The organism is Dinghuibacter silviterrae, assembly GCF_004366355.1.
Lineage (GTDB): Bacteria > Bacteroidota > Bacteroidia > Chitinophagales > Chitinophagaceae > Dinghuibacter > Dinghuibacter silviterrae.
On record NZ_SODV01000001.1, the window covers coordinates 3,932,084 to 3,949,842 of the forward strand.

Here is a 17,759-nt window from a genome sequence, read left to right on the forward strand (position 1 = left end):
ACTAAGTTACACTTTTCCATACTCAGACACTTGTAATCATGACGATACTAATCTTATGGCTGCTCGCCACCGGATCAACACCAAAGGTTACTGTATTGACCAACCAGGTCGGCTACGAAACGATCGGCCCCAAACGGGCAGTCATTCAAGCGGATACCATACGATCCCTGGATAACTTCCAGATCGAGGACGACGCCAGCGGGGAAATCGTCTACACCGGCAAATTAACCTACGCCGGCCCGGTGGATCACTGGACGCACCGTTTTTTCTGGACCGCGGACTTTAGCGAATTCAGGACACCGGGGACGTACCGTCTTTGCGTGGGGACCACGAGGTCGCACCCGTTTCGCATCGGGACCAGCGTCCTGGAGTCGGCTACTATTTCCGACGTCATTTACTACTTTAAGGGGCAGCGTTGTTCAGGTCTTCTGGACGAGGCGGACCGCCACCTGCCGGATCCCCTGGGCACCGCCAAACGGATCGACCTGCACGGAGGTTGGTACGACGCCACGGGGGACTATGGCAAACACTTGTCGCATTTGTCTTTTTCCAACTTCTTCAACCCCCAACAGATCCCTTTTACTGCCTGGACGCTCATGCGGACCTATCAATTGTTGTCGGATAGAAAAGGTACGGACTACAGACAGTACTGCCGGCGTTTGTTGGACGAAGCGCTTTATGGGGCAGACTACCTGGTGCGGGCACACGTACCCGGGGGTTCCTTTTACCGTTCCGTAGGCGCCCCGGGACCGGGGAAGTTACCGGCCGACCGCCAGATCGGGCCGGAGGAAAAAAGCTACCGCATAAAGTCCACCGCGAACCAGTCCTGGGGTGGTACGCCGCTTCCGTCGAGCCCTTACGCGTATCAATCCAGCTTCCGCTCCGGTGGAGGATTGGCCATAGCCGCGCTTGCGCTGGCCTCTACCGGGCCGGCGGATGGCGAATATACCCGCGCCGACTATAAAAAGGCCGCCGAAGAGGCCTGGGCCTTTTTGCAAAAACACAACACCGACCTCACCAGCGACCACCGCGAAAACATCCTCGACGACTACTGCGCGCTCCTGGCCGCCGCCGAATTGTTTAAGGCCAGCGGCGACGCCACCTATAAAATGGCCGCGGAACAAAGAGCAGCGCGCCTGATGGACCGCCTGCACCGCTGGAAAACGTATACGGACTATTGGAGGGCGGACGACGAAGACCGGCCCTTTTTCCATCCCTCGGACGCGGGTCTCCCTGTTGTCAGCCTGCTGAACTTTTATCCCGTAGCGTCGTCCGCCACGCAGGAACGCATCAAGGAAACCGTTCACCGCTCCCTGGAACACGAACTGGCGATCACCCACGAAGTAAGCAACCCTTTCGGATACGGGCGGCAGCTTGTCCAGGACACGCTGGGGACCCGAAGTAGCTCCTTTTTTTTCCCTCATTCATCAGAAACTTCGCCCTGGTGGCAGGGAGAGGATGCCCGGCTGGGTTCCCTGGCCACCGCGGCGCGCATGGCAATACCGCTGTTTGCAGGCCAGCCTGCTTTCCGGGATTCCCTGGAGATGTATGCGCTTGACCAGTTGAACTGGATCCTCGGCGAAAACCCCTTTGACGCCAGCCTGCTCCAGGGTACGGGGTACAACAACCCCGCGTATGGTTTTTTTGGCACCTTTGAATACACCAATGCACCGGGAGGAATCGTCAACGGCGTGACGTCGGGTTTGGAGGACGAACACGACATCGCCCTCAACATTCCCTACGCGGTCACCCACAAGGACTATGACTGGCGCTGGGCCGAACAGTGGCTGCCGCATGCGTCCTGGTACCTGCTGGCGGTGGCCAGCCGGGCGGCGGCGCACACTGCGCCTTAGACCTTCAGCCGTAGCTTTGCCCGCTCCAGCAGCCCCGTGATCCACACGACCACCGCCGCGGTCACCAGGGATTTGATCAGCCCGCCCGTACCGGCGTCAAAGGGCGGCGGAAATTTGAAGTGCAAAAGCAGGTACACCGAATACAACAGGTAGGGCACCAGGTAACAGGTAAGGGTACTCGTCCCCGCGGGCTTTAGCCACGCAAACCAGGAGGCTTTATTCTTTTGATCGATCAGCCAGGTAAAAAACGCGAAGACCCAGATGCTTATAGCGGTGCAGATCAAGACCCAGGAAGGCGTATCGCGGATTTTGGAAATACCGCCCAGGCTCCGCAGCCCGAAACCAAGGGCGATACACCCCGCGCCCGCGAGGGCAGCCCAAGGCAAAAAATTTTTCGACGTCCGGTACCAGCAGATCGTCACCACACCCGCCATCGTCAGGGCCGGCATGGAGCCGTTCCCCACGATCCACACATACGGCCGGATACCTTCGAGACCCGTTAAAAGATGCGCATGTACCGCGATATTGAACGCGAGAAAGAACGCGGCAAACGCAAGCAATACCCAAAAACGGCCGCGTGCCAGGAGGTAGGCGCCCGCGCACAACAGGTAGGACCAGCCGATGAGCCCCAGGATACCCCACCAGTGCGGCGCCAGGGGGCCCTCTTTGCCCTTGTATAGCAACGCCAGGACGACCAGCAGCAGCACGCCCGCCCCCTGAACGGCCCGTTTATACCGAAACCCGGAAGGATAGTCCAGCCAGATCGCAAAAAAGGCCACCGTGATCCCGATCTCCCACACGGGTTTGGACAGCACCGTACCGGCATAGCTCTCCAGGTTCACATGGAAAAACCCCATGACCAGCAGGGCAAGCCCCCGGAGCAGCACGTGGACCACCACCGGTTTCCCCTTTTGGATGCGGTTGTCCAATGCCAGCGGGATGGACAACCCCACGATAAACAGGAAGGCCGGGAAGATCGTGTCCGCAAAACCTAGACCGTCTGTATTCCTACCGACATGTTTGATCCACTCTGGCACCCCCGGGATGGGATCCAGGTCGTTGACAAAAACCATGAGGTACATGGTGAGGGCCCGGAAAACGTCGATCGAGCCGAGACGGGTTTTATACATAAGCGGTCATGATTTGTTGAAGGGCCTTGACCCTCGGCCTGAGCGACGCCAGTTGCAGGTAGGGGAGGAAGTGGTCGTGGGTGGTATGAAAACCCATGTAAAACACCCAAAAACCGGGGGTCAGGTACGGCACTGCCTGCAGCTCGTCTTCCGTCAGCGCCCGGTGTGCCTGGTACGCTTTCAGAAACCGTTGATAGGCCTCGTCCGCCCTCACCTGTGTGGTCCGCCCCGTATACGCCTCTACCTGGAGGTGTTGCCAAAAGGCCGTCAGGTCATTCACCAGCCAGCCGTTGCCCATAAAATCAAAGTCGAACAACGTCACCGTATCGTCCTTGAAATGAAAGTTTTTGGGCAACAGGTCGAAATGGCAAAAGCCCCTGGAGAAGTGCTCCGTATCGAGTTTTTGTAACCGGTCTCCGACGACAACCGCGACATCCTTTAGCCACGCATACCCGTCGGGGTATTCCCCGAAAAAGGGTTCCACCATCGCCAGGGGCCGGTGGAGGGTCGTGTCCAGGTCATACGTCCACCGGCGGCCGTCGGGCTTCAGCCCCGCCGACACGTTGTGGAAGCGCGCCGTCGCTTCCCCCAGGAGTTCCAGTTGACGGTCGCTGGGGACCGCGGCCACTTCACCGGGTGCATACGTGAATAAAACGGCATAACGGGGCCCCTCCACGGCGGGCAGCGTCTGGATCAGTTCACCCTCTTTATCTTTGAGTGGGTGGGAGACGCGCACCGCCGCCTTATGCAGCGTCAGGAGCAATTCCAGCTCCGCCGCGATCTGTTCGGGGCTGCGGTGGCTGGACCGGTAAACACGCAGGATATAGCGGGACGTATCGGTGACGACCAGGTACGTGTCTCCGACGCCTTTGACCAAGAGGGTGCAATGCACCCGACGGAGTGCGTACCGCTCATGGAGCATGAGCGCGAGCGCGGCAGGGGATAAGGTCGAATAAGTGGAAGGAAAAATAGGGGCTGTCATTTTGCCCAGGCCCCCAGCGCCCGTCGGACCGTAACGATCTCGGCTACGTGATAGCTGTTGTGGTCGATGATTTGCAAGGCCTCCTGCAAAAGCGTTTGTCCTTCCCCGTGGGCCAGGGGGGTAAAGAGGTCGGTCCCGGGCCGTTCCAGAAAATGGATAAAGGCTTCCCGGTCGGCGTCGATTTTGCGGAGGCTTTCTTTCCATACCTCCCCGGACACCGGGATGCTTTCCGAAGGCCAATACCCTTCGGGCCAGTCGGGGGATTCGTGCGAAGGATCTATGGCGAACATCACCATGTCCCATTGGGCGATCCGGATGTGTTCGACCAGTTGCCAAACGCTGTAGGGAAAACCAGGGGGTACTTTTCCCCGTAAGTCTTCCGGAAGACCCCGCAAGGCCCGGTCGAGGGTAATATGGGCGTGGCTGGTCCGGAGGTTGCGCGCCAGGGTCTTTATCAATTCCTCGTTATGTTTTTCCATCGCCATACCGGCCTTTATTTTGTGGAGTTAACTTGAAATAAAGATATGACACCTCCAACTAAAAAGTGGGACGCAATTGTGGTCGGCTCGGGCCAGGGGGGCACGCCGCTCGCGCGAAAGCTGGCACGGGCGGGGATGCAAACGGCCCTGATAGAGGGCGAGCACGTGGGCGGCACCTGTATCAATGAAGGATGCACCCCTACCAAAACCATGATCGCCGATGCCAAACTGGCGCAATGGGTCCGGGAGGCGCCGGACAGGGGGATCGGCGTGGCAGGTTTCTCCGTCGATCTGGCACAGATCATCGCCCGCAAAAACAGCGTCGTCACCGCCTTCCGTACCGCCGGGGAAAAGGGCCTGGCGGCCACGCCGAACCTGACCCTTATCCGGGGTTTTGGGTCGTTTAGCGGCCCCAAGACCCTGGTGGTGGGTGAACAGGAACACCGGGCAGACCTCATATTTATCAACGCCGGCTGTTACCCGGCCATCCCCCCGGTACCGGGTATCGACACGGTGCCTTACCTGACGTCCAAAACCATCCTCGATATACCGGTCATCCCGGCGCACCTGGTCGTCCTTGGCGGCGGCTATATCGCCCTTGAAATGGGACAATTGTTTAAGCGGCTGGGCAGCGAAGTGACCCTGATCGAACGGGGAAAGGCCCTTTTGTCAAGGGAAGACGAGGATATACAACAGGCGATGCAACAATTCCTGGAAGAGGAAGGCATCCGCGTCTACCTGGACACACAGGTCCGCAAGGTGAGCAGCTGGCACCGGGACGCGCCGGCCACGGACGCCCTGATGCTTGACCTGGATCCCGGGAGCGGCTCCCTTTCCGCGAGCCATTTACTGGTCGCCACGGGCCGTGCACCCCGGACGGCTGAGCTTCACCTGGAGCGAACGGGGGTAGAGATGGACGCCCACGGGTTCATAAAGGTCGACGACCAGTTGCAGACGAACGTCCCCGGCATTTATGCTCTGGGGGACATCAAGGGCGGTCCGGCCTTTACGCACATTTCTTACAACGACTACATCATCATATCGAGGAATTTATTGGACAAAGCCAATATGTCCATAAAAGACCGGCAGGTCCCCTATACGGTATTTACCGACCCCCAGTTGGGCCGTATTGGTCTGACGGAAAAGGAAGCCCTCGCGCAAGGATTGCCCATCCGCACGGCCATCCTTCCGATGACCCATGTCGCCCGCGCCATCGAAACCGGTCACACCAAGGGGCTGATGAAGGCCATCGTCCATACAGACACCCGGCAAATCCTGGGGGCGGCCATCCTTGGTGAAGAAGGCGGGGAAGTCATGACCGTTCTTCAGATGGCCATGGCCGGTGGGATTACGTATGACACGATCCGGGACATGGTTTTTGCGCACCCTCTTTATGCCGAATCCCTGAATAATTTATTTCTGACCCTGGAACGTTAGTTGCTAAAAAAATTAGTATTATTGTTTTTCTATGATCAAACTGGACAGGGTAGTCAAGGAATATACACCGGGTAAACCCGTGGTAAACCAAGTGTCCTTCGACGTAGGGGAGGGTGAAACGCTTGTCCTGCTGGGCACCAGCGGCAGCGGAAAAACAACCACCCTTCGCATGATCAACCGGCTCGTCGAGCCCAGCAGCGGACAGATTTTTGTAGGGGGCAAAGACATCCGGGACGTCGCCCCGGAAACCCTGAGACGGGGGATGGGCTATGTGCTGCAGCAAAGCAGTCTTTTCCCACACTATACGGTTGCCGAAAATGTCGCTGTAGTACCCCGGCTGCTGCGCTGGGATGCCCGGCGCATGGCGGAGCGGACGACGGCCCTGCTGGAAAAATTACACCTTCCCCCCGGCCAGTACCTGAACGCCTATCCTGCCGAGCTTAGCGGCGGACAAGCCCAGCGCGTCGGCCTGGCGAGGGCCCTGGCGGCCGATCAGCCCATCCTGTTGATGGACGAACCCTTCGGCGCCCTGGACCCGATCACCCGGGCCCACGTCCGCAGGGACTTCCGGGGTCTTGACGAGGTGCAGAAAAAGACCGTCCTCCTGGTGACCCACGACGTGACCGAGGCGCTCGAACTCGGGGACCGCATCTGCCTGATGGATGAGGGCCGGATCGCCCAATGGGGCACCCCCGCCGAGCTCCTGCTAAAACCCGCCAGCGAATTTGTTCGTACCTTTTTTGACGGGGAGCGGGTATTCCTGGAGCTCGGTGTCGTCACCGTTCGTGACGTCTGGATACAATTGTCGAGCGTGAGCCCCGGGAAGTTCGGCGCGATCCTCCCCGCCGCCGCCTCCCTTCGGCAAGCCCTGGAAGCTGCGCTGAGCGCCGGCGACGGGCGTGTGTGCATAGACAACGACGGGCGGATAAAATGGATAGACAGCGGCCGCATCATGGACGCTTATCACGCCTATAAAAACGGTAAGCATGCCTAACCAGCAAAGCCTTCTTCAATTTATCCACCAGCAGTATCCAAAGCTCCTGGAACAAACGCTTGTGCACATAGGCCTTACGTTTATCAGCCTCTTTATCGCCATGGCCGTGGGGATCAGCCTGGGTCTCCTCATCAGCCGTTTCCGGCGGTTGGCGGGCGGCGTGCTGGGCGTTGCCGGTATCCTCCAAACCATCCCTTCCATCGCCCTCCTGGGGTTTATGATCCCTTTGCTGGGCATCGGCGCCAAACCCGCCATCGCCGCCCTTTTCCTATATGCGTTGCTCCCGATCATCCGCAATACCTATACCGGGATCACCGGCGTCGATCCCTCCATCCTGGACGCCGCCAGGGGGATGGGGATGCGGCCTGGCCAGGTCCTGGCGAGGGTACAAATGCCCCTGGCCATGCCCGTTATCCTGGCGGGGATCCGGACCGCCACCGTCATCAATGTGGGGGTGGCCACGTTAGCCGCCTATATCGCCGCCGGGGGGCTTGGGGAATTTATCTTTGGCGGGATCGCGCTCAACAACACCAATATGATCCTCGCCGGTGCCATCCCGGCCGCCCTGCTGGCGCTGCTTCTGGACTGGCTGTTGTCCCTCCTCCAACGCGTGCGGGCCGGCCGCCTTTTTTACTGCCTCGCCCCCCTCGCCGTGCTTTTCCTGTCTTCATTTTATTTGCTGCCCTCCGCCTACGACGGCAAGATCAAGGCCGGTTTTACCCCGGAGTTTATGGGTCGTCAGGATGGCTACCTTGGTCTCCGGCAGGTCTACGGCCTCCACGTCCGAACCCTCGTGATCAACGACAACGTGATGTACAACGCCGTCGCGGAGAAAAAGCTGGACGTCATCAGCGGGAGCAGTACCGACGGGCGCGTCCGGGCGTTCGACCTTGCCATACTGGACGACGATAAACATATTTTTCCGCCGTATTATGCGGCGCCCATCGTGCGTCAGGCGGTTTTGACCAAATATCCTTTTTTGGAGGGGGTGCTGGATACGCTTTCGGGGTTGATCAATGACAGTATTATGACGGAGCTCAACTACCGGGTCGATTGTCTTAAAGAGACGCCGGAGGACGTGGCGAAGGAGTTTCTCGTGTCGAGGGGGCTTTATCGCGAGCCTGGCGCTTTGGGCGCTCCGGCGGCCAAGCCCGGCGCGTCCGGCAATGCTGCCGCGCTTGGCTTGGGCGGCACCCTTGTCATCGGCTCTAAAATCTTTGGAGATGGGTACATCCTGGCCAACATGTATAAGATGCTCGTAGAGGGCTTCACCAACCTGCGGGCGGTGACCAAAACCGGGCTGGGAGGGACGACCATCTGTTTCAACGCCCTGGTGGCCGGCCAGATCGACCTTTACCCGGAATACACGGGGACCGGTCTTTTGGTCATTCTTCACGCGGACCCGGGTGTATTGGACTCCCTGGGCCACGATCCCGGTCGCGTATATGCGTATGTTGGAACGGCTTTTGTGCAACGCTTTGGGATCAAATGGCTAAAACCCATTGGTTTCAACAATACCTACGCCCTGATGATGCGCCGCGGGGAAGCGCAAGCCCTGCACATCCGTTCCATATCAGACCTTAGCCAATACACCAAATGAACGATATGCACCTGTTGGAACGATACCGGATTGTCCGGGACAGATCGATGGCCATCTGCAACCCCCTCAAGATCGAGGACTTTGTCGTACAGCCCATCGTCGACGTAAGTCCGCCCAAATGGCACCTCGGCCACACCACCTGGTTCTTCGAAACCTTTGTGCTCAAACCCCACGTCGAAGGATACAAGGAGTTCGACCCCGACTATAATTTTGTCTTTAACAGCTATTACGAATCGGTGGGCGCCAGGGTGATCCGCACCGACCGCGGCAACCTCAGCCGCCCAACGGTGGAGGACATCTTCCGCTACAGGATTCACGTGGATCAGGCCATGGGAGAGTTTCTCCGGGATGAGGACATGAGTACCGCGTTACGGGAGCTGATTGTGCTGGGGTTTAACCATGAGGAGCAGCACCAGGAGTTGCTGTATACGGACATTAAGTACATACTGGGGCATAATCCGTTGTTTCCCGCCTATGGCGAATCCATCTATGGCGCCGCCGCCCCCGCGCCCAGCCACACCGCCTGGCTCTCCCGCCCGGAAGGCATCGCCGAAATCGGCTTCGCCGGCAGCGGTTTTTGCTTCGACAACGAACTCCGCCGCCACAAGGTCTACCTTCACGCCTACGACATCGCCCGCGAACCAGTTACCAACCGCGAATACCTGGAGTTTATGGAAGCCGGCGGATACCACGACTTCCGGTACTGGCACGCCGAAGGCTGGGACTGGGTACGACAACACAAGGTCGAGGCGCCGCTCTACTGGTACCACATCGACGACCGCTGGTTGCACTACTCCTGGCAGGGGCTGGAGCTGTTGCCCGCGGGGGCGCCTGTTTGTCACGTCAGCTATTATGAGGCTGCCGCCTACGCCGCGTGGCGGGACGCCCGGCTACCGACCGAAGCCGAATGGGAGACCGCAGCGCAAGAACTGGACTGGGGGCGGCGTTGGGAATGGACCGAAAGCGCCTACCTCCCGTACCCCGGTTTTCAAAAAGCCCCCGGGGCGATCGGGGAATACAACGGGAAGTTTATGATCAGCCAGATGGTCCTCAGGGGCGCCAGCGAGGTGACGCCACCGGGGCACAGCCGGTCAACCTACCGTAATTTTTTCCACCCGTCCGCCAGGTGGCAATTCACTGGCATAAGATTAGCGAGATAACGAATTCTGTCATAAACGGTAAACGATATGCACACTTTTACGATCCTTCCTGTCAGGGGCCTGTCCAAGGCGCCTGCGACCGACCGCACCACCTTCCGGGAAGACGTGATACGCGGCCTGACCGGGACACCCAAAAGACTGGATTCCAAATACTTTTATGATGCCGTCGGGGACAAGCTGTTCCAGGACATCATGCAGTTGCCGGAGTACTACCTGACGGGTTGTGAGTTGGAGATCCTGTCCGGCCAGACCCGGGAGATCATTCATGCCATTCAGGCACATACCGGCGACTTCGACCTGGTGGAGCTGGGTGCGGGCGACGCAACCAAAACCCGCTTCCTCCTCCGGGATCTGCTGGACGAGGGGGTGGATTTTACGTATTTTCCCATCGACATTTCCACCAACGTCATCCGTTCGCTGGAGGAGTATCTTCCGGCCGAGCTCCCCGCGCTTCGCTACAAGGGTTTGAACGGGGAGTACTTCGAGATGCTCCGGGCGGCCGGCGCGTTGTCGCGGAAACACAAGGTCGTGTTGCTGATGGGTGCCAATATCGGGAACTTTCATCCCGCGGAAGCCCTGCAATTCTGCCAGGCGATCCGTGAACAGCTCCAGCCCGGCGACCTTTTGCTGATCGGTTTCGACCTCAAAAAAGACCCACGCGTCATCCTGGAGGCCTACAACGACCGCCAGGGTGTCACCAAAGCCTTTAACCTGAACCTCCTCACCAGGATCAACCGGGAGCTGGGCGCCGACTTCCACCTCGACGACTTCGAACACTTCCCCACGTATGACCCGCTGAGCGGGAGCTGTAAAAGCTACCTGTTCAGCAAGCGGGCGCACCAGGTCCATATCGGGAAAACGGTCATCGACTTCGAAGACAACGAGCCGGTCTACATGGAGATCTCGCAGAAATACAGCCTCCAGGACGCGGAACAGATGGCTTTAGCCGCGGGGTTTAAGCCGCTCGTGGCTTTTCAGGATAGCCGGGGGTGGTTTGCGGATTGCCTGTGGGGGGTGGTAGGTTAAGTTTTCTTTTTCCCTGAAAAATTCTGTTCCAAAATAGTATTTTGTCAGCCCCATGCCCCATCGGTCCCTACGATATGGTTTGCACAAATACGGCCGCCGGCTGGCCAGGGAATGCGCGGCGTTGTCACCCGGGTTTGAGCAGGGAAAAATTCATGACGTCCGGACCACCGTCAAAAAATATCGTGCGTTGCTTCGTTGTCTTGGTGAAGAGAAAAAAATGTCCGGGCATATCAAAACGATGTACCGGTTTTTAGGCGACATCCGGAATGCGCAGGTATTCCTGGAAAGTCTGAAGGGACAACCGGAGGGGTTGACGGCATGGCTCAGGACCCGTATCGACACGATGGCGGCGCAATGGAGCACCTTCTACAATCCATCGTTTGTCCATCAGCAAAGACAATTGGTCAAGAAAGACGTCCATAAACATACCCATAAAAAAACGGTGCGCCATTTCCTGGAAAAAGGGGGCGCAAAAATTCGCCGCGAGAAAAACCACCCCGAGGAAGACAGTATTCACGAGGTGCGAAAGATCTTGAAGGACATGCAATACGTGGTCGAATGGTATACCGGCAATCCGCCGCAAAAGATCGGCCGGGTAGGGGAACTGGCCGGGCGGTTTGTAGACCTGCAGGTGGCGCTTTCCCTGATCGATGACTACATCCGCGAGGCGGGGCCGGATCCCGACGTTTTATTATTGAAGCTGGACTCGGAGCGGTCGATGCGCCTCCAGCAAAAGCGCACGATCCGTGCGTTCCGGAATCTCAAAGGGCCGTGGTCTTTAGCGCCATGATGCGCCGGCGCATTTTTTCCAGCTCTTCCCGCTGCTCTCCGAGGAGCTCTTTGATATACCCCGGCAATTGGGGGTTGTTCAGGGCTTTCTGATAGGCGAGTTGGGTAGCGGTCTCGCTCACTTCGCAATTCATCAGCACGGCGTGCCGGTTTTGGCCGGTGAATTTCGGGCTGCCTTCGGGTCGTTCTTCGCGCAGCGCCTGCTGTACCAGGCTTTCGTCATCCAGGTCTTTGATCTCCTCGTTTAAAAATTCGTTGTGTTCCTGGCTTCTTCTGAGGTTGCTTTCAAAAACCCCGACCAGGTCGCGGTCTTCCGGTTTTAGTTGGGTAATGGCTTTTTCGTACCAACGGATCCTCTGGTCGTTTGTCCTGATCAGGCTTTCCAGAATGGCAGTGATCTGCGTGTTGGCGGTCGAACTCATTGGTGTTTTTTGTGTGGTTATATAAGAAATGGCGCCAGAATAGTGCCAGGTTTTCTGGTATTCTTATTGCGCTTTATATTTAAACCCGCATCATGGCAACTTCAACCAACCATGGGCCTCAACAGCTATAAATAAAAACGTAACTTTTGGAGATGAAAGGCGTCCTCAAAAGCTGGGCGATCCCCAAAGGTCCATCCATGAATCCCTCCGACAAGCGCCTGGCCATGCAGGTGGAGGACCACCCGTATGATTATAAGGACTTCGAAGGGGTCATTCCTGAAGGGAATTATGGCGCGGGGACCGTCATCGTCTGGGATAAAGGTACATACGAACCGCTATATGAAAAACCGCTTTCCCACGCTGCCCGGGACGGGGTTTGACGAGGCGGCGCGTGATGTGCATTTGGAAAAAGCAAAAAAAAGCGCCATGACAGAGACCAAAACCATCGAGGGCCACGAGCTGTCCTTCACCCATCTTGACAAGGTCTACTGGCCAAAGGAAGGCTACACCAAACGGGACGTCCTGAATTATTATGACCGTATAGCCCCCTATATACTCCCGTACCTGAAGGACCGCCCGCAGTCGCTCAACCGGCACCCGGACGGGATCAACGGGGAATCCTTTTATCAAAAAGATGTCACGGGGAAAGCGCCTGACTGGGCCCGGCTTTTTCCTTATCATGCCGAAGGGGACGAACGGCAGCGGCACTTCCTGGTGTGCAACGGGAAAGCCAGCCTGTTGTACATGGTGTCACTGGGTTGTATCGAGATGAACCCCTGGAGCAGCCGGGTGGAGACACCCGACAACACCGACTGGTGCGTGCTCGACCTGGATCCTACTAAAAAGAACGATTTCAATAATGTCATCGAAACCGCCCGGGTGATTCACCAGGTGCTGGACGCCATCAAGGTCCCATCATACCCGAAGACCACCGGGTCGACCGGTATCCATGTCTTTATACCGCTGGGCGCCCGGTATACATACGACCAATCCAAGGAGTTTGGCCGGGCGATAGCGGAAGTGGTCCAGCAGCAGTTACCGGGCATCACGACCCTCGAACGGACCGTGTCCGCACGGGCGGGCAGGATCTATATCGACTTCCTCCAGAACCGTCCCCAGGCCACGCTGGCGACAGCGTATTCGCTCCGGCCCAAACCGGGGGCGCCGGTATCCATGCCGCTCCACTGGGAAGAGGTCAAAAAAGGGCTAAAAATAACCGACTTCACGATCGCCAATGCCGTGGACCGGGTCAGGGAAACGGGCGACCTGTTTAAACCCGTGCTGGGCAAGGGGGTTGACATGGAGCAGGCGATAAACCGTATCTTCACGACATGAGACTCGTTCTTTTGTTGCTCCTCGCCGCCGGCCAGGTGTATGGTCAGGACCTGACCATCACCCGCGACAATGCCCCCGCCACGATCCTTCACCACGACGACTGGAACGCCTTCCGGCGGATCGACGTTCAGGCAAAGGACAAGGACGGGTTAACGCACACCTTTTCGGGGGTCGCCGTGTCGGACCTGTTGCAAAAGGCAGGGGTCGCGATGGGCGCTCAACTGAGGGGGGCGAATATGGCGCAATACCTTGTCGTAAAAGCAAAGGACAACTACGAGGTCGTTTTTGCGCTTCCCGAACTGGACTCGGTTTTTACAGACCGGACCGTGATGCTGGCGGACCTTATGGATGGAAAGCCACTGCCGGAAAACAGGGGCCCTTACCGCATCATCGTGCCCGGTGAGAAAAAACCCGCGCGCTGGATCTACGAGGTCCGGAGCCTGGCGGTACACGTTGCAAAAGACGAATAGCTATGCGTATCTCCTTATTGCTGTTGCTCATGCTCGAACTATCCTCTTGTCACAACGGCGGTGCCAGGGAAGAAACCGCTTACCCGAAAGGTACCTTTGGCTATGACGTTGCCTTCCTGAGACGCTACGACAGCGTCGTCCTCCTGGAGAACGGCGAAGCACAGGTCGTCGTGTCCCCGAAGTACCAGGCCAAAGTATTTACCTCCACCGCCCTGGGCCCGGACGGCCCCAGCTATGGGTGGATCCATTATCCCGTTTTTGACGCGCCGCCCAATACGCACATGAATGCCTACGGTGGGGAAAACCGCCTCTGGCTGGGACCGGAAGGGGGGCCGTATTCCCTTTTCTTTGCGCCGGGGGACTCGATGGTCTTTGCGCACTGGAAAACACCGGCGCCTTTTGACAACGAACCCTGGACGGTGATGGGCCAAACCGCCACCACGGTGGATTTGCACAAAACGATGCACCTGGTGAACTATCAGGGCAAGTCCCTGTCTTTAAAAGTCGACCGCAACATCCGTCTCCTGAACAGGGGTGGCATAGACAGCCTGCTGGGTATCGAGCTTGGACCCGGTGTAAAGGCCGTTGGATACGAAACGACCAATACGCTTTTGAACGATTCGGACCAACCCGTTTGTCTCTGGATGCTGGACATGTTCCCCACCTCGGAGCACACGGTCATCATTATTCCTTACAAAACCGGACAGGGATCGCCCGCCACGACCAACTATTTCGGGGAGATCCCGGCGGACAGGATCCAATACCTGGACAGCGTCCTGTTGCTCAAGGCCGACGGCCGCAGCAGGGGCAAGCTGGGGATCCATCCCACCCGGGCTTGTAACCGAGCCGGGAGCTATGACCCGGCACTTCGCCTGTTGACGGTCATTCAATACGACGTTGTACCCGGTGAGCCCTACCTCAACCAGGAGTGGACCACGCAAAAGCCGCCGTTTAGCGGGGACGCGGTCAATGCTTATAACGACGGCCCCCTGGCCGACGGCAGCCAGATGGGACCCTTTTATGAGCTGGAAAGCGTATCCCCGGTGGTCAAAGGGCAGGGGACACACCGGCACCTCGTCTGTCACTTTACAGGAGACGACGCGGCGCTCGACAGCCTTAGTGTCCACCTCCTGGGGATTTCGTTGAAAAAGGTTCATTTTCCATAAACGCCCCTATGATTGTCGTTTTCGCACCCCGGTGTTTTGGGCGGTTTGCGCCAACTTTGGGGTATGAACAACCTGATCAACGACATTCGCGACACGGCGGCGGCGCTACAGGAAGCCCTCTCGGCCTTCGACCCGGAATCTTTTAATGTCGTGCCCTACGCAGGGAGCTGGACCGCGGGTCAGGTCACCGACCACCTTGTCAAAGCCGGCGGGGTGACCCGGATATTGCACGGCCGCACGGTTCCCACCCAGCGCCGACCGGACGAAAAGGTAGAAATGCTGCGCCATATTTTCCTCGATTTTAACGCCAAGATGAAGGCGCCGGACTTTATCGTACCGGGGGATGGGCCGTTTGTGTTCAGCGAGCAGATCGCTACGCTGACGGACATCTGGGGCGGTATAGCGGAATCCTCGCGGACGCTTGATCCCACGCTCACCTGTGCGGACATGGAACTGCCCGTATTCGGGCTCCTGACGCGTCTGGAATGGATCAGCTTTTACATGGTGCATACGCAGCGGCATATTCACCAGTTGCACCGGATCCAGACGGCATTGCGCCGGCGGGCGGTGCACTCGTAGGGCGCGGGCGCCGTGCGGCGACGCGGTTTTCCGCGAAAATGCGTAGCTTCCGCCCATGAGCGAACACCTCAAAACCCCCGCCGAGGTCCTGGCGGCGATGCTGGAAAAAGACCGGTTCACCGAATGGCTGGGTCTGACCATCGAGGCCCACGGAGAAGGGTATTGCCGGCTGAGCTACGTGGTCCGCGAGGACATGCTGAACGGCTTCCGCAACATCCACGGCGGCATCATTTTCTCTGCCGCCGATTCAGCCTTTGCTTTTGCCTGCAATTCCCACGGACGCGTCACCGTAGCGCTCGATGCGAGCATCACGTTCACCCGGCCGGTCAGCTTGGGGGAACGGCTAACCGTCGAGGCAAAAGAAATTCATCTCGGGCATAAGACGGGTCTGTACGATATTCGCACCACCAACGAGGCCGGGGCACTCGTGGCCCTGTTCAAGGGCACGGCCTACCGGACCTCCAAAATCGTCGAATGATCCGAACTGTCCATGTCACCCGTTACGTGACCCCCTTGCGCGAAGGAGGCTCGCTTCCGGCCGTCACCGAGGCCGATGACGACTTCCTGTATGTCCTCAAATTCCGGGGCTCCGGCCAGGGGCCCAAGGCCCTTATCGCCGAACTGCTTGGCGGGGAAATCGCGCGGGCCCTCGGGTTGCGCGTCCCTGAAATTGTTTTTGCCGAACTCGACGCCGCCTACGGACGCACCGAACCCGACCAGGAAATCCAGGACCTCCTCAAGGCCAGCGTGGGGCTCAACCTGGCCTTACACTACCTGTCCGGGTCCATCACCTTCGACCCCGCGGCGTTGTCTATCGACCCCGTCCTGGCTTCCAGGATCGTTTGGTTGGACTGTCTCATCACCAATGTGGACAGGACGGCGCGGAACACGAATATGCTGTGGTGGAACAAACAGCTTTGGCTCATCGACCACGGGGCGGCCTTTTATTTTCACCATAACTGGAAGGATTGGGAGAACAGGGCGCAGCAGCCTTTTTCCTTGGTCAAAGACCATGTACTCCTCCCTTGGGCGAGCGCATTGAAGGAGGTAGATGCTGAAAACCGCGCCTTGCTCACACCGGAGCGGATCGACGCCATTGTCCGCCTGATCCCCGATGAATGGCTGGGCGAAGAGCTCGCCTACAAAGAAGCCTACGCCCGGTTCCTCAACGAACGCGTCGCGCATTCGAGTATTTTTGTAAACGGAGCACTCCATGCAAGACAAGCACTTATTTGAATACGCCGTCCTCCGGGTGGTCCCGAAGGTGGAACGCGAGGAATTCCTCAACGTGGGGGTGATCTTGTATTGCAAGGGTCTGAAGTACCTGGGGGTGTGCTATCACCTCGATATAAACCGGCTATGCGCGTTTAGCGGAGCGCTCGACATCACCGAGATCGGTGAGTTCCTCCGGGCCTTCGAAGTCATCTGCAGGGGAGGGGAGGAGGGTGGCCCCATCGCACGGCTACCCCTCGCCGAACGCTTCCGCTGGCTAACGGCAACGCGTAGTACCATCGTACAAACATCCAGGGTCCATTCCGGTTTTTGTATCGACCCCGCGGAGACCCTGGAACACCTGGAACGGCAACTGGTGCTTTAAACAAGCACGGTGCCTCCGTCGATGGTCAGGACCTGTCCCGTTGTAAACGGCTGTTGCATCAGGAACATGAATCCGGCCGCCACGTCTTCCGCTTCACCCACGCGCCCCACCGGCAAACGGGCCGCGGTTTCCGTAAAAAACGAATCCGGTGTCCCCGACCAAAGCGGCGTGCGGATCACGCCCGGGGCCACCAGGTTCACCCGGACCGGTGCCAGCTCTACGGCCAGGGCCCGTGTCAACCCTTCCATGGCACCGCATACCGCAGCCGCCATAGCCCATCCTTTACCAGGGCGTGCACTGGCAATCCCACCCATGAGCCCGATAGACCCACCGGGGTGTATAGACGCGTATTTCACTGCCGTGAGCGCGCCCCAAAAACGGAGCGTCAGGAAGTCCCGGGATGCCTGAAGGTCGGTGTTGGCCAGCACGTCGAGTTTCAGGCTGTCCGCGGCGGTATACACCAGGTGATCAAACGTGCCCGCTGTGCGGAAGAATTCCGCGATATTGCTTTCCCGGCTGAGGTCGAGGGCAAATCCTTCGCTGCCGGCAGGGAGTTTTTGCAACGCATTTGCTACTTTGTCCGCCTTGCTGGAAACGACGGTGACATGGGCGCCGCCGGCCGCGGCTTCTACAGCGGTGGCCAAACCGATTCCCGAGGTGCCGCCCAATACGATGATTCTTTTTCCTTGTAATGACATAATCGCTTTTTTATAACGCAAAGATCCCCCGGGGTATCCGGG

At 58.3% G+C, this 17,759-nt stretch carries 20 protein-coding genes; 15 read left to right on the forward strand and 5 right to left on the reverse strand.

Features of this window, described 5'->3' with window-relative positions; genetic code table 11:
- The first annotated feature begins 38 nt into the window (after positions 1-38).
- Positions 39-1,853: a glycoside hydrolase family 9 protein gene (locus tag EDB95_RS16945; RefSeq protein ID WP_133994985.1), complete on the forward strand. Its 1,815-nt coding sequence runs from the start codon at positions 39-41 to the stop codon at positions 1,851-1,853.
- Here EDB95_RS16945 and EDB95_RS16950 read toward each other — a convergent pair.
- Genes EDB95_RS16950 through EDB95_RS16960 form a run of 3 tightly spaced genes read right to left on the reverse strand, consistent with a single transcriptional unit; the run spans position 1,850 to position 4,450 of the window.
- A complete protein-coding gene (locus EDB95_RS16950) occupies positions 1,850-2,983 on the reverse strand; it encodes a DUF5009 domain-containing protein (protein WP_133994986.1) in 1,134 nt (377 codons plus the stop codon). The two genes, EDB95_RS16945 and EDB95_RS16950, sit on opposite strands and share 4 nt — an antisense overlap.
- On the reverse strand, positions 2,976-3,965 hold the full coding sequence (locus EDB95_RS16955) for a phosphotransferase enzyme family protein (protein WP_133994987.1): 990 nt from the start codon (positions 3,963-3,965) through the stop codon (positions 2,976-2,978). Before EDB95_RS16955 ends, EDB95_RS16950 begins: the two co-directional genes overlap by 8 nt.
- Positions 3,962-4,450 carry a DinB family protein gene (locus EDB95_RS16960; RefSeq protein ID WP_211352112.1) on the reverse strand — a complete coding sequence of 163 codons (489 nt, stop codon included), beginning with the start codon at positions 4,448-4,450 and terminating at the stop codon, positions 3,962-3,964. The genes EDB95_RS16955 and EDB95_RS16960 overlap by 4 nt, the downstream gene beginning before the upstream one ends.
- A gap of 39 nt (positions 4,451-4,489) precedes the next feature.
- Here EDB95_RS16960 and EDB95_RS16965 point away from each other — a divergent pair, with 39 nt between their 5' ends.
- Genes EDB95_RS16965 through EDB95_RS16990 form a run of 6 tightly spaced genes read left to right on the forward strand, consistent with a single transcriptional unit; the run spans position 4,490 to position 11,451 of the window.
- Positions 4,490-5,881, forward strand: coding sequence for a mercuric reductase (locus tag EDB95_RS16965; RefSeq protein WP_133994988.1), 1,392 nt, complete (start codon positions 4,490-4,492; stop codon positions 5,879-5,881).
- A 31-nt stretch (positions 5,882-5,912) separates the two neighbouring features.
- Positions 5,913-6,875, forward strand: a complete 963-nt coding sequence (locus EDB95_RS16970; protein ID WP_133994989.1) for an ABC transporter ATP-binding protein — start codon at positions 5,913-5,915, stop codon at positions 6,873-6,875.
- On the forward strand, positions 6,868-8,475 hold the full coding sequence (locus tag EDB95_RS16975) for an ABC transporter permease/substrate-binding protein (protein WP_133994990.1): 1,608 nt from the start codon (positions 6,868-6,870) through the stop codon (positions 8,473-8,475). Before EDB95_RS16970 ends, EDB95_RS16975 begins: the two co-directional genes overlap by 8 nt.
- Complete coding sequence (gene egtB, locus EDB95_RS16980; RefSeq protein WP_211352113.1) at positions 8,472-9,635, forward strand: ergothioneine biosynthesis protein EgtB; 1,164 nt, start codon at positions 8,472-8,474, stop codon at positions 9,633-9,635. Before EDB95_RS16975 ends, egtB begins: the two co-directional genes overlap by 4 nt.
- 27 nt (positions 9,636-9,662) lie before the next feature.
- Positions 9,663-10,661, forward strand: a complete 999-nt coding sequence (gene egtD / locus EDB95_RS16985) for an L-histidine N(alpha)-methyltransferase (protein ID WP_133994991.1) — start codon at positions 9,663-9,665, stop codon at positions 10,659-10,661.
- A 52-nt stretch (positions 10,662-10,713) separates the two neighbouring features.
- Positions 10,714-11,451 (forward strand): CHAD domain-containing protein, encoded by a 738-nt coding sequence (locus tag EDB95_RS16990; protein WP_133994992.1) that lies wholly within the window; start codon positions 10,714-10,716, stop codon positions 11,449-11,451.
- On the opposite strand, the gene EDB95_RS16995 is transcribed toward EDB95_RS16990, so the two are convergent.
- A complete protein-coding gene (locus EDB95_RS16995; RefSeq protein WP_133994993.1) occupies positions 11,423-11,872 on the reverse strand; it encodes a hypothetical protein in 450 nt (149 codons plus the stop codon). The two genes, EDB95_RS16990 and EDB95_RS16995, sit on opposite strands and share 29 nt — an antisense overlap.
- A 152-nt stretch (positions 11,873-12,024) precedes the next feature.
- Between EDB95_RS16995 and EDB95_RS17000 the strand changes: the two genes are divergently transcribed.
- The 8 genes from EDB95_RS17000 to EDB95_RS17035 all read left to right on the forward strand — a co-directional run bounded on the left by EDB95_RS17000 (position 12,025) and on the right by EDB95_RS17035 (position 17,019).
- On the forward strand, positions 12,025-12,252 hold the full coding sequence (locus EDB95_RS17000; RefSeq protein WP_211352114.1) for a DNA polymerase ligase N-terminal domain-containing protein: 228 nt from the start codon (positions 12,025-12,027) through the stop codon (positions 12,250-12,252).
- A gap of 46 nt (positions 12,253-12,298) precedes the next feature.
- Positions 12,299-13,207 (forward strand): non-homologous end-joining DNA ligase, encoded by a 909-nt coding sequence (gene ligD, locus EDB95_RS17005; protein WP_211352153.1) that lies wholly within the window; start codon positions 12,299-12,301, stop codon positions 13,205-13,207.
- The gene (locus EDB95_RS17010) at positions 13,204-13,677 is read left to right on the forward strand and encodes a molybdopterin-dependent oxidoreductase (protein ID WP_133994995.1); all 474 of its coding nucleotides are present in this window, start codon (positions 13,204-13,206) and stop codon (positions 13,675-13,677) included. Before ligD ends, EDB95_RS17010 begins: the two co-directional genes overlap by 4 nt.
- Before the next feature lie 2 nt (positions 13,678-13,679).
- On the forward strand, positions 13,680-14,843 hold the full coding sequence (locus EDB95_RS17015; protein ID WP_133994996.1) for a DUF6786 family protein: 1,164 nt from the start codon (positions 13,680-13,682) through the stop codon (positions 14,841-14,843).
- Between the two features lie 63 nt (positions 14,844-14,906).
- Positions 14,907-15,422: a DinB family protein gene (locus tag EDB95_RS17020; RefSeq protein WP_133994997.1), complete on the forward strand. Its 516-nt coding sequence runs from the start codon at positions 14,907-14,909 to the stop codon at positions 15,420-15,422.
- 55 nt (positions 15,423-15,477) lie between these two features.
- Positions 15,478-15,900 carry a hydroxyphenylacetyl-CoA thioesterase PaaI gene (gene paaI, locus EDB95_RS17025; protein WP_133994998.1) on the forward strand — a complete coding sequence of 141 codons (423 nt, stop codon included), beginning with the start codon at positions 15,478-15,480 and terminating at the stop codon, positions 15,898-15,900.
- A complete protein-coding gene (locus EDB95_RS17030; RefSeq protein WP_133994999.1) occupies positions 15,897-16,658 on the forward strand; it encodes a HipA family kinase in 762 nt (253 codons plus the stop codon). The genes paaI and EDB95_RS17030 overlap by 4 nt, the downstream gene beginning before the upstream one ends.
- On the forward strand, positions 16,636-17,019 hold the full coding sequence (locus EDB95_RS17035) for a DUF3037 domain-containing protein (RefSeq protein ID WP_133995000.1): 384 nt from the start codon (positions 16,636-16,638) through the stop codon (positions 17,017-17,019). The genes EDB95_RS17030 and EDB95_RS17035 overlap by 23 nt, the downstream gene beginning before the upstream one ends.
- On the opposite strand, the gene EDB95_RS17040 is transcribed toward EDB95_RS17035, so the two are convergent.
- Positions 17,016-17,717 carry an SDR family oxidoreductase gene (locus EDB95_RS17040; RefSeq protein WP_133995001.1) on the reverse strand — a complete coding sequence of 234 codons (702 nt, stop codon included), beginning with the start codon at positions 17,715-17,717 and terminating at the stop codon, positions 17,016-17,018. The two genes, EDB95_RS17035 and EDB95_RS17040, sit on opposite strands and share 4 nt — an antisense overlap.
- Between the last annotated feature and the right edge of the window lie 42 nt (positions 17,718-17,759).

Excerpts from the sequence above, each read along its gene's own strand:
- EDB95_RS16945 (WP_133994985.1), top strand. The coding sequence starts at position 39 with ATGACGATACTAATCTTATGGCTGCTCGCCACCGGATCAACACCAAAG.
- EDB95_RS16950 (WP_133994986.1), bottom strand. The coding sequence starts at position 2,983 with ATGTATAAAACCCGTCTCGGCTCGATCGACGTTTTCCGGGCCCTCACC.
- EDB95_RS16955 (WP_133994987.1), bottom strand. The coding sequence starts at position 3,965 with ATGACAGCCCCTATTTTTCCTTCCACTTATTCGACCTTATCCCCTGCC.
- EDB95_RS16960 (WP_211352112.1), bottom strand. The coding sequence starts at position 4,450 with ATGGCGATGGAAAAACATAACGAGGAATTGATAAAGACCCTGGCGCGC.
- EDB95_RS16965 (WP_133994988.1), top strand. The coding sequence starts at position 4,490 with ATGACACCTCCAACTAAAAAGTGGGACGCAATTGTGGTCGGCTCGGGC.
- EDB95_RS16970 (WP_133994989.1), top strand. The coding sequence starts at position 5,913 with ATGATCAAACTGGACAGGGTAGTCAAGGAATATACACCGGGTAAACCC.
- EDB95_RS16975 (WP_133994990.1), top strand. The coding sequence starts at position 6,868 with ATGCCTAACCAGCAAAGCCTTCTTCAATTTATCCACCAGCAGTATCCA.
- egtB (WP_211352113.1), top strand. The coding sequence starts at position 8,472 with ATGAACGATATGCACCTGTTGGAACGATACCGGATTGTCCGGGACAGA.
- egtD (WP_133994991.1), top strand. The coding sequence starts at position 9,663 with ATGCACACTTTTACGATCCTTCCTGTCAGGGGCCTGTCCAAGGCGCCT.
- EDB95_RS16990 (WP_133994992.1), top strand. The coding sequence starts at position 10,714 with ATGCCCCATCGGTCCCTACGATATGGTTTGCACAAATACGGCCGCCGG.
- EDB95_RS16995 (WP_133994993.1), bottom strand. The coding sequence starts at position 11,872 with ATGAGTTCGACCGCCAACACGCAGATCACTGCCATTCTGGAAAGCCTG.
- EDB95_RS17000 (WP_211352114.1), top strand. The coding sequence starts at position 12,025 with ATGAAAGGCGTCCTCAAAAGCTGGGCGATCCCCAAAGGTCCATCCATG.
- ligD (WP_211352153.1), top strand. The coding sequence starts at position 12,299 with ATGACAGAGACCAAAACCATCGAGGGCCACGAGCTGTCCTTCACCCAT.
- EDB95_RS17010 (WP_133994995.1), top strand. The coding sequence starts at position 13,204 with ATGAGACTCGTTCTTTTGTTGCTCCTCGCCGCCGGCCAGGTGTATGGT.
- EDB95_RS17015 (WP_133994996.1), top strand. The coding sequence starts at position 13,680 with ATGCGTATCTCCTTATTGCTGTTGCTCATGCTCGAACTATCCTCTTGT.
- EDB95_RS17020 (WP_133994997.1), top strand. The coding sequence starts at position 14,907 with ATGAACAACCTGATCAACGACATTCGCGACACGGCGGCGGCGCTACAG.
- paaI (WP_133994998.1), top strand. The coding sequence starts at position 15,478 with ATGAGCGAACACCTCAAAACCCCCGCCGAGGTCCTGGCGGCGATGCTG.
- EDB95_RS17030 (WP_133994999.1), top strand. The coding sequence starts at position 15,897 with ATGATCCGAACTGTCCATGTCACCCGTTACGTGACCCCCTTGCGCGAA.
- EDB95_RS17035 (WP_133995000.1), top strand. The coding sequence starts at position 16,636 with ATGCAAGACAAGCACTTATTTGAATACGCCGTCCTCCGGGTGGTCCCG.
- EDB95_RS17040 (WP_133995001.1), bottom strand. The coding sequence starts at position 17,717 with ATGTCATTACAAGGAAAAAGAATCATCGTATTGGGCGGCACCTCGGGA.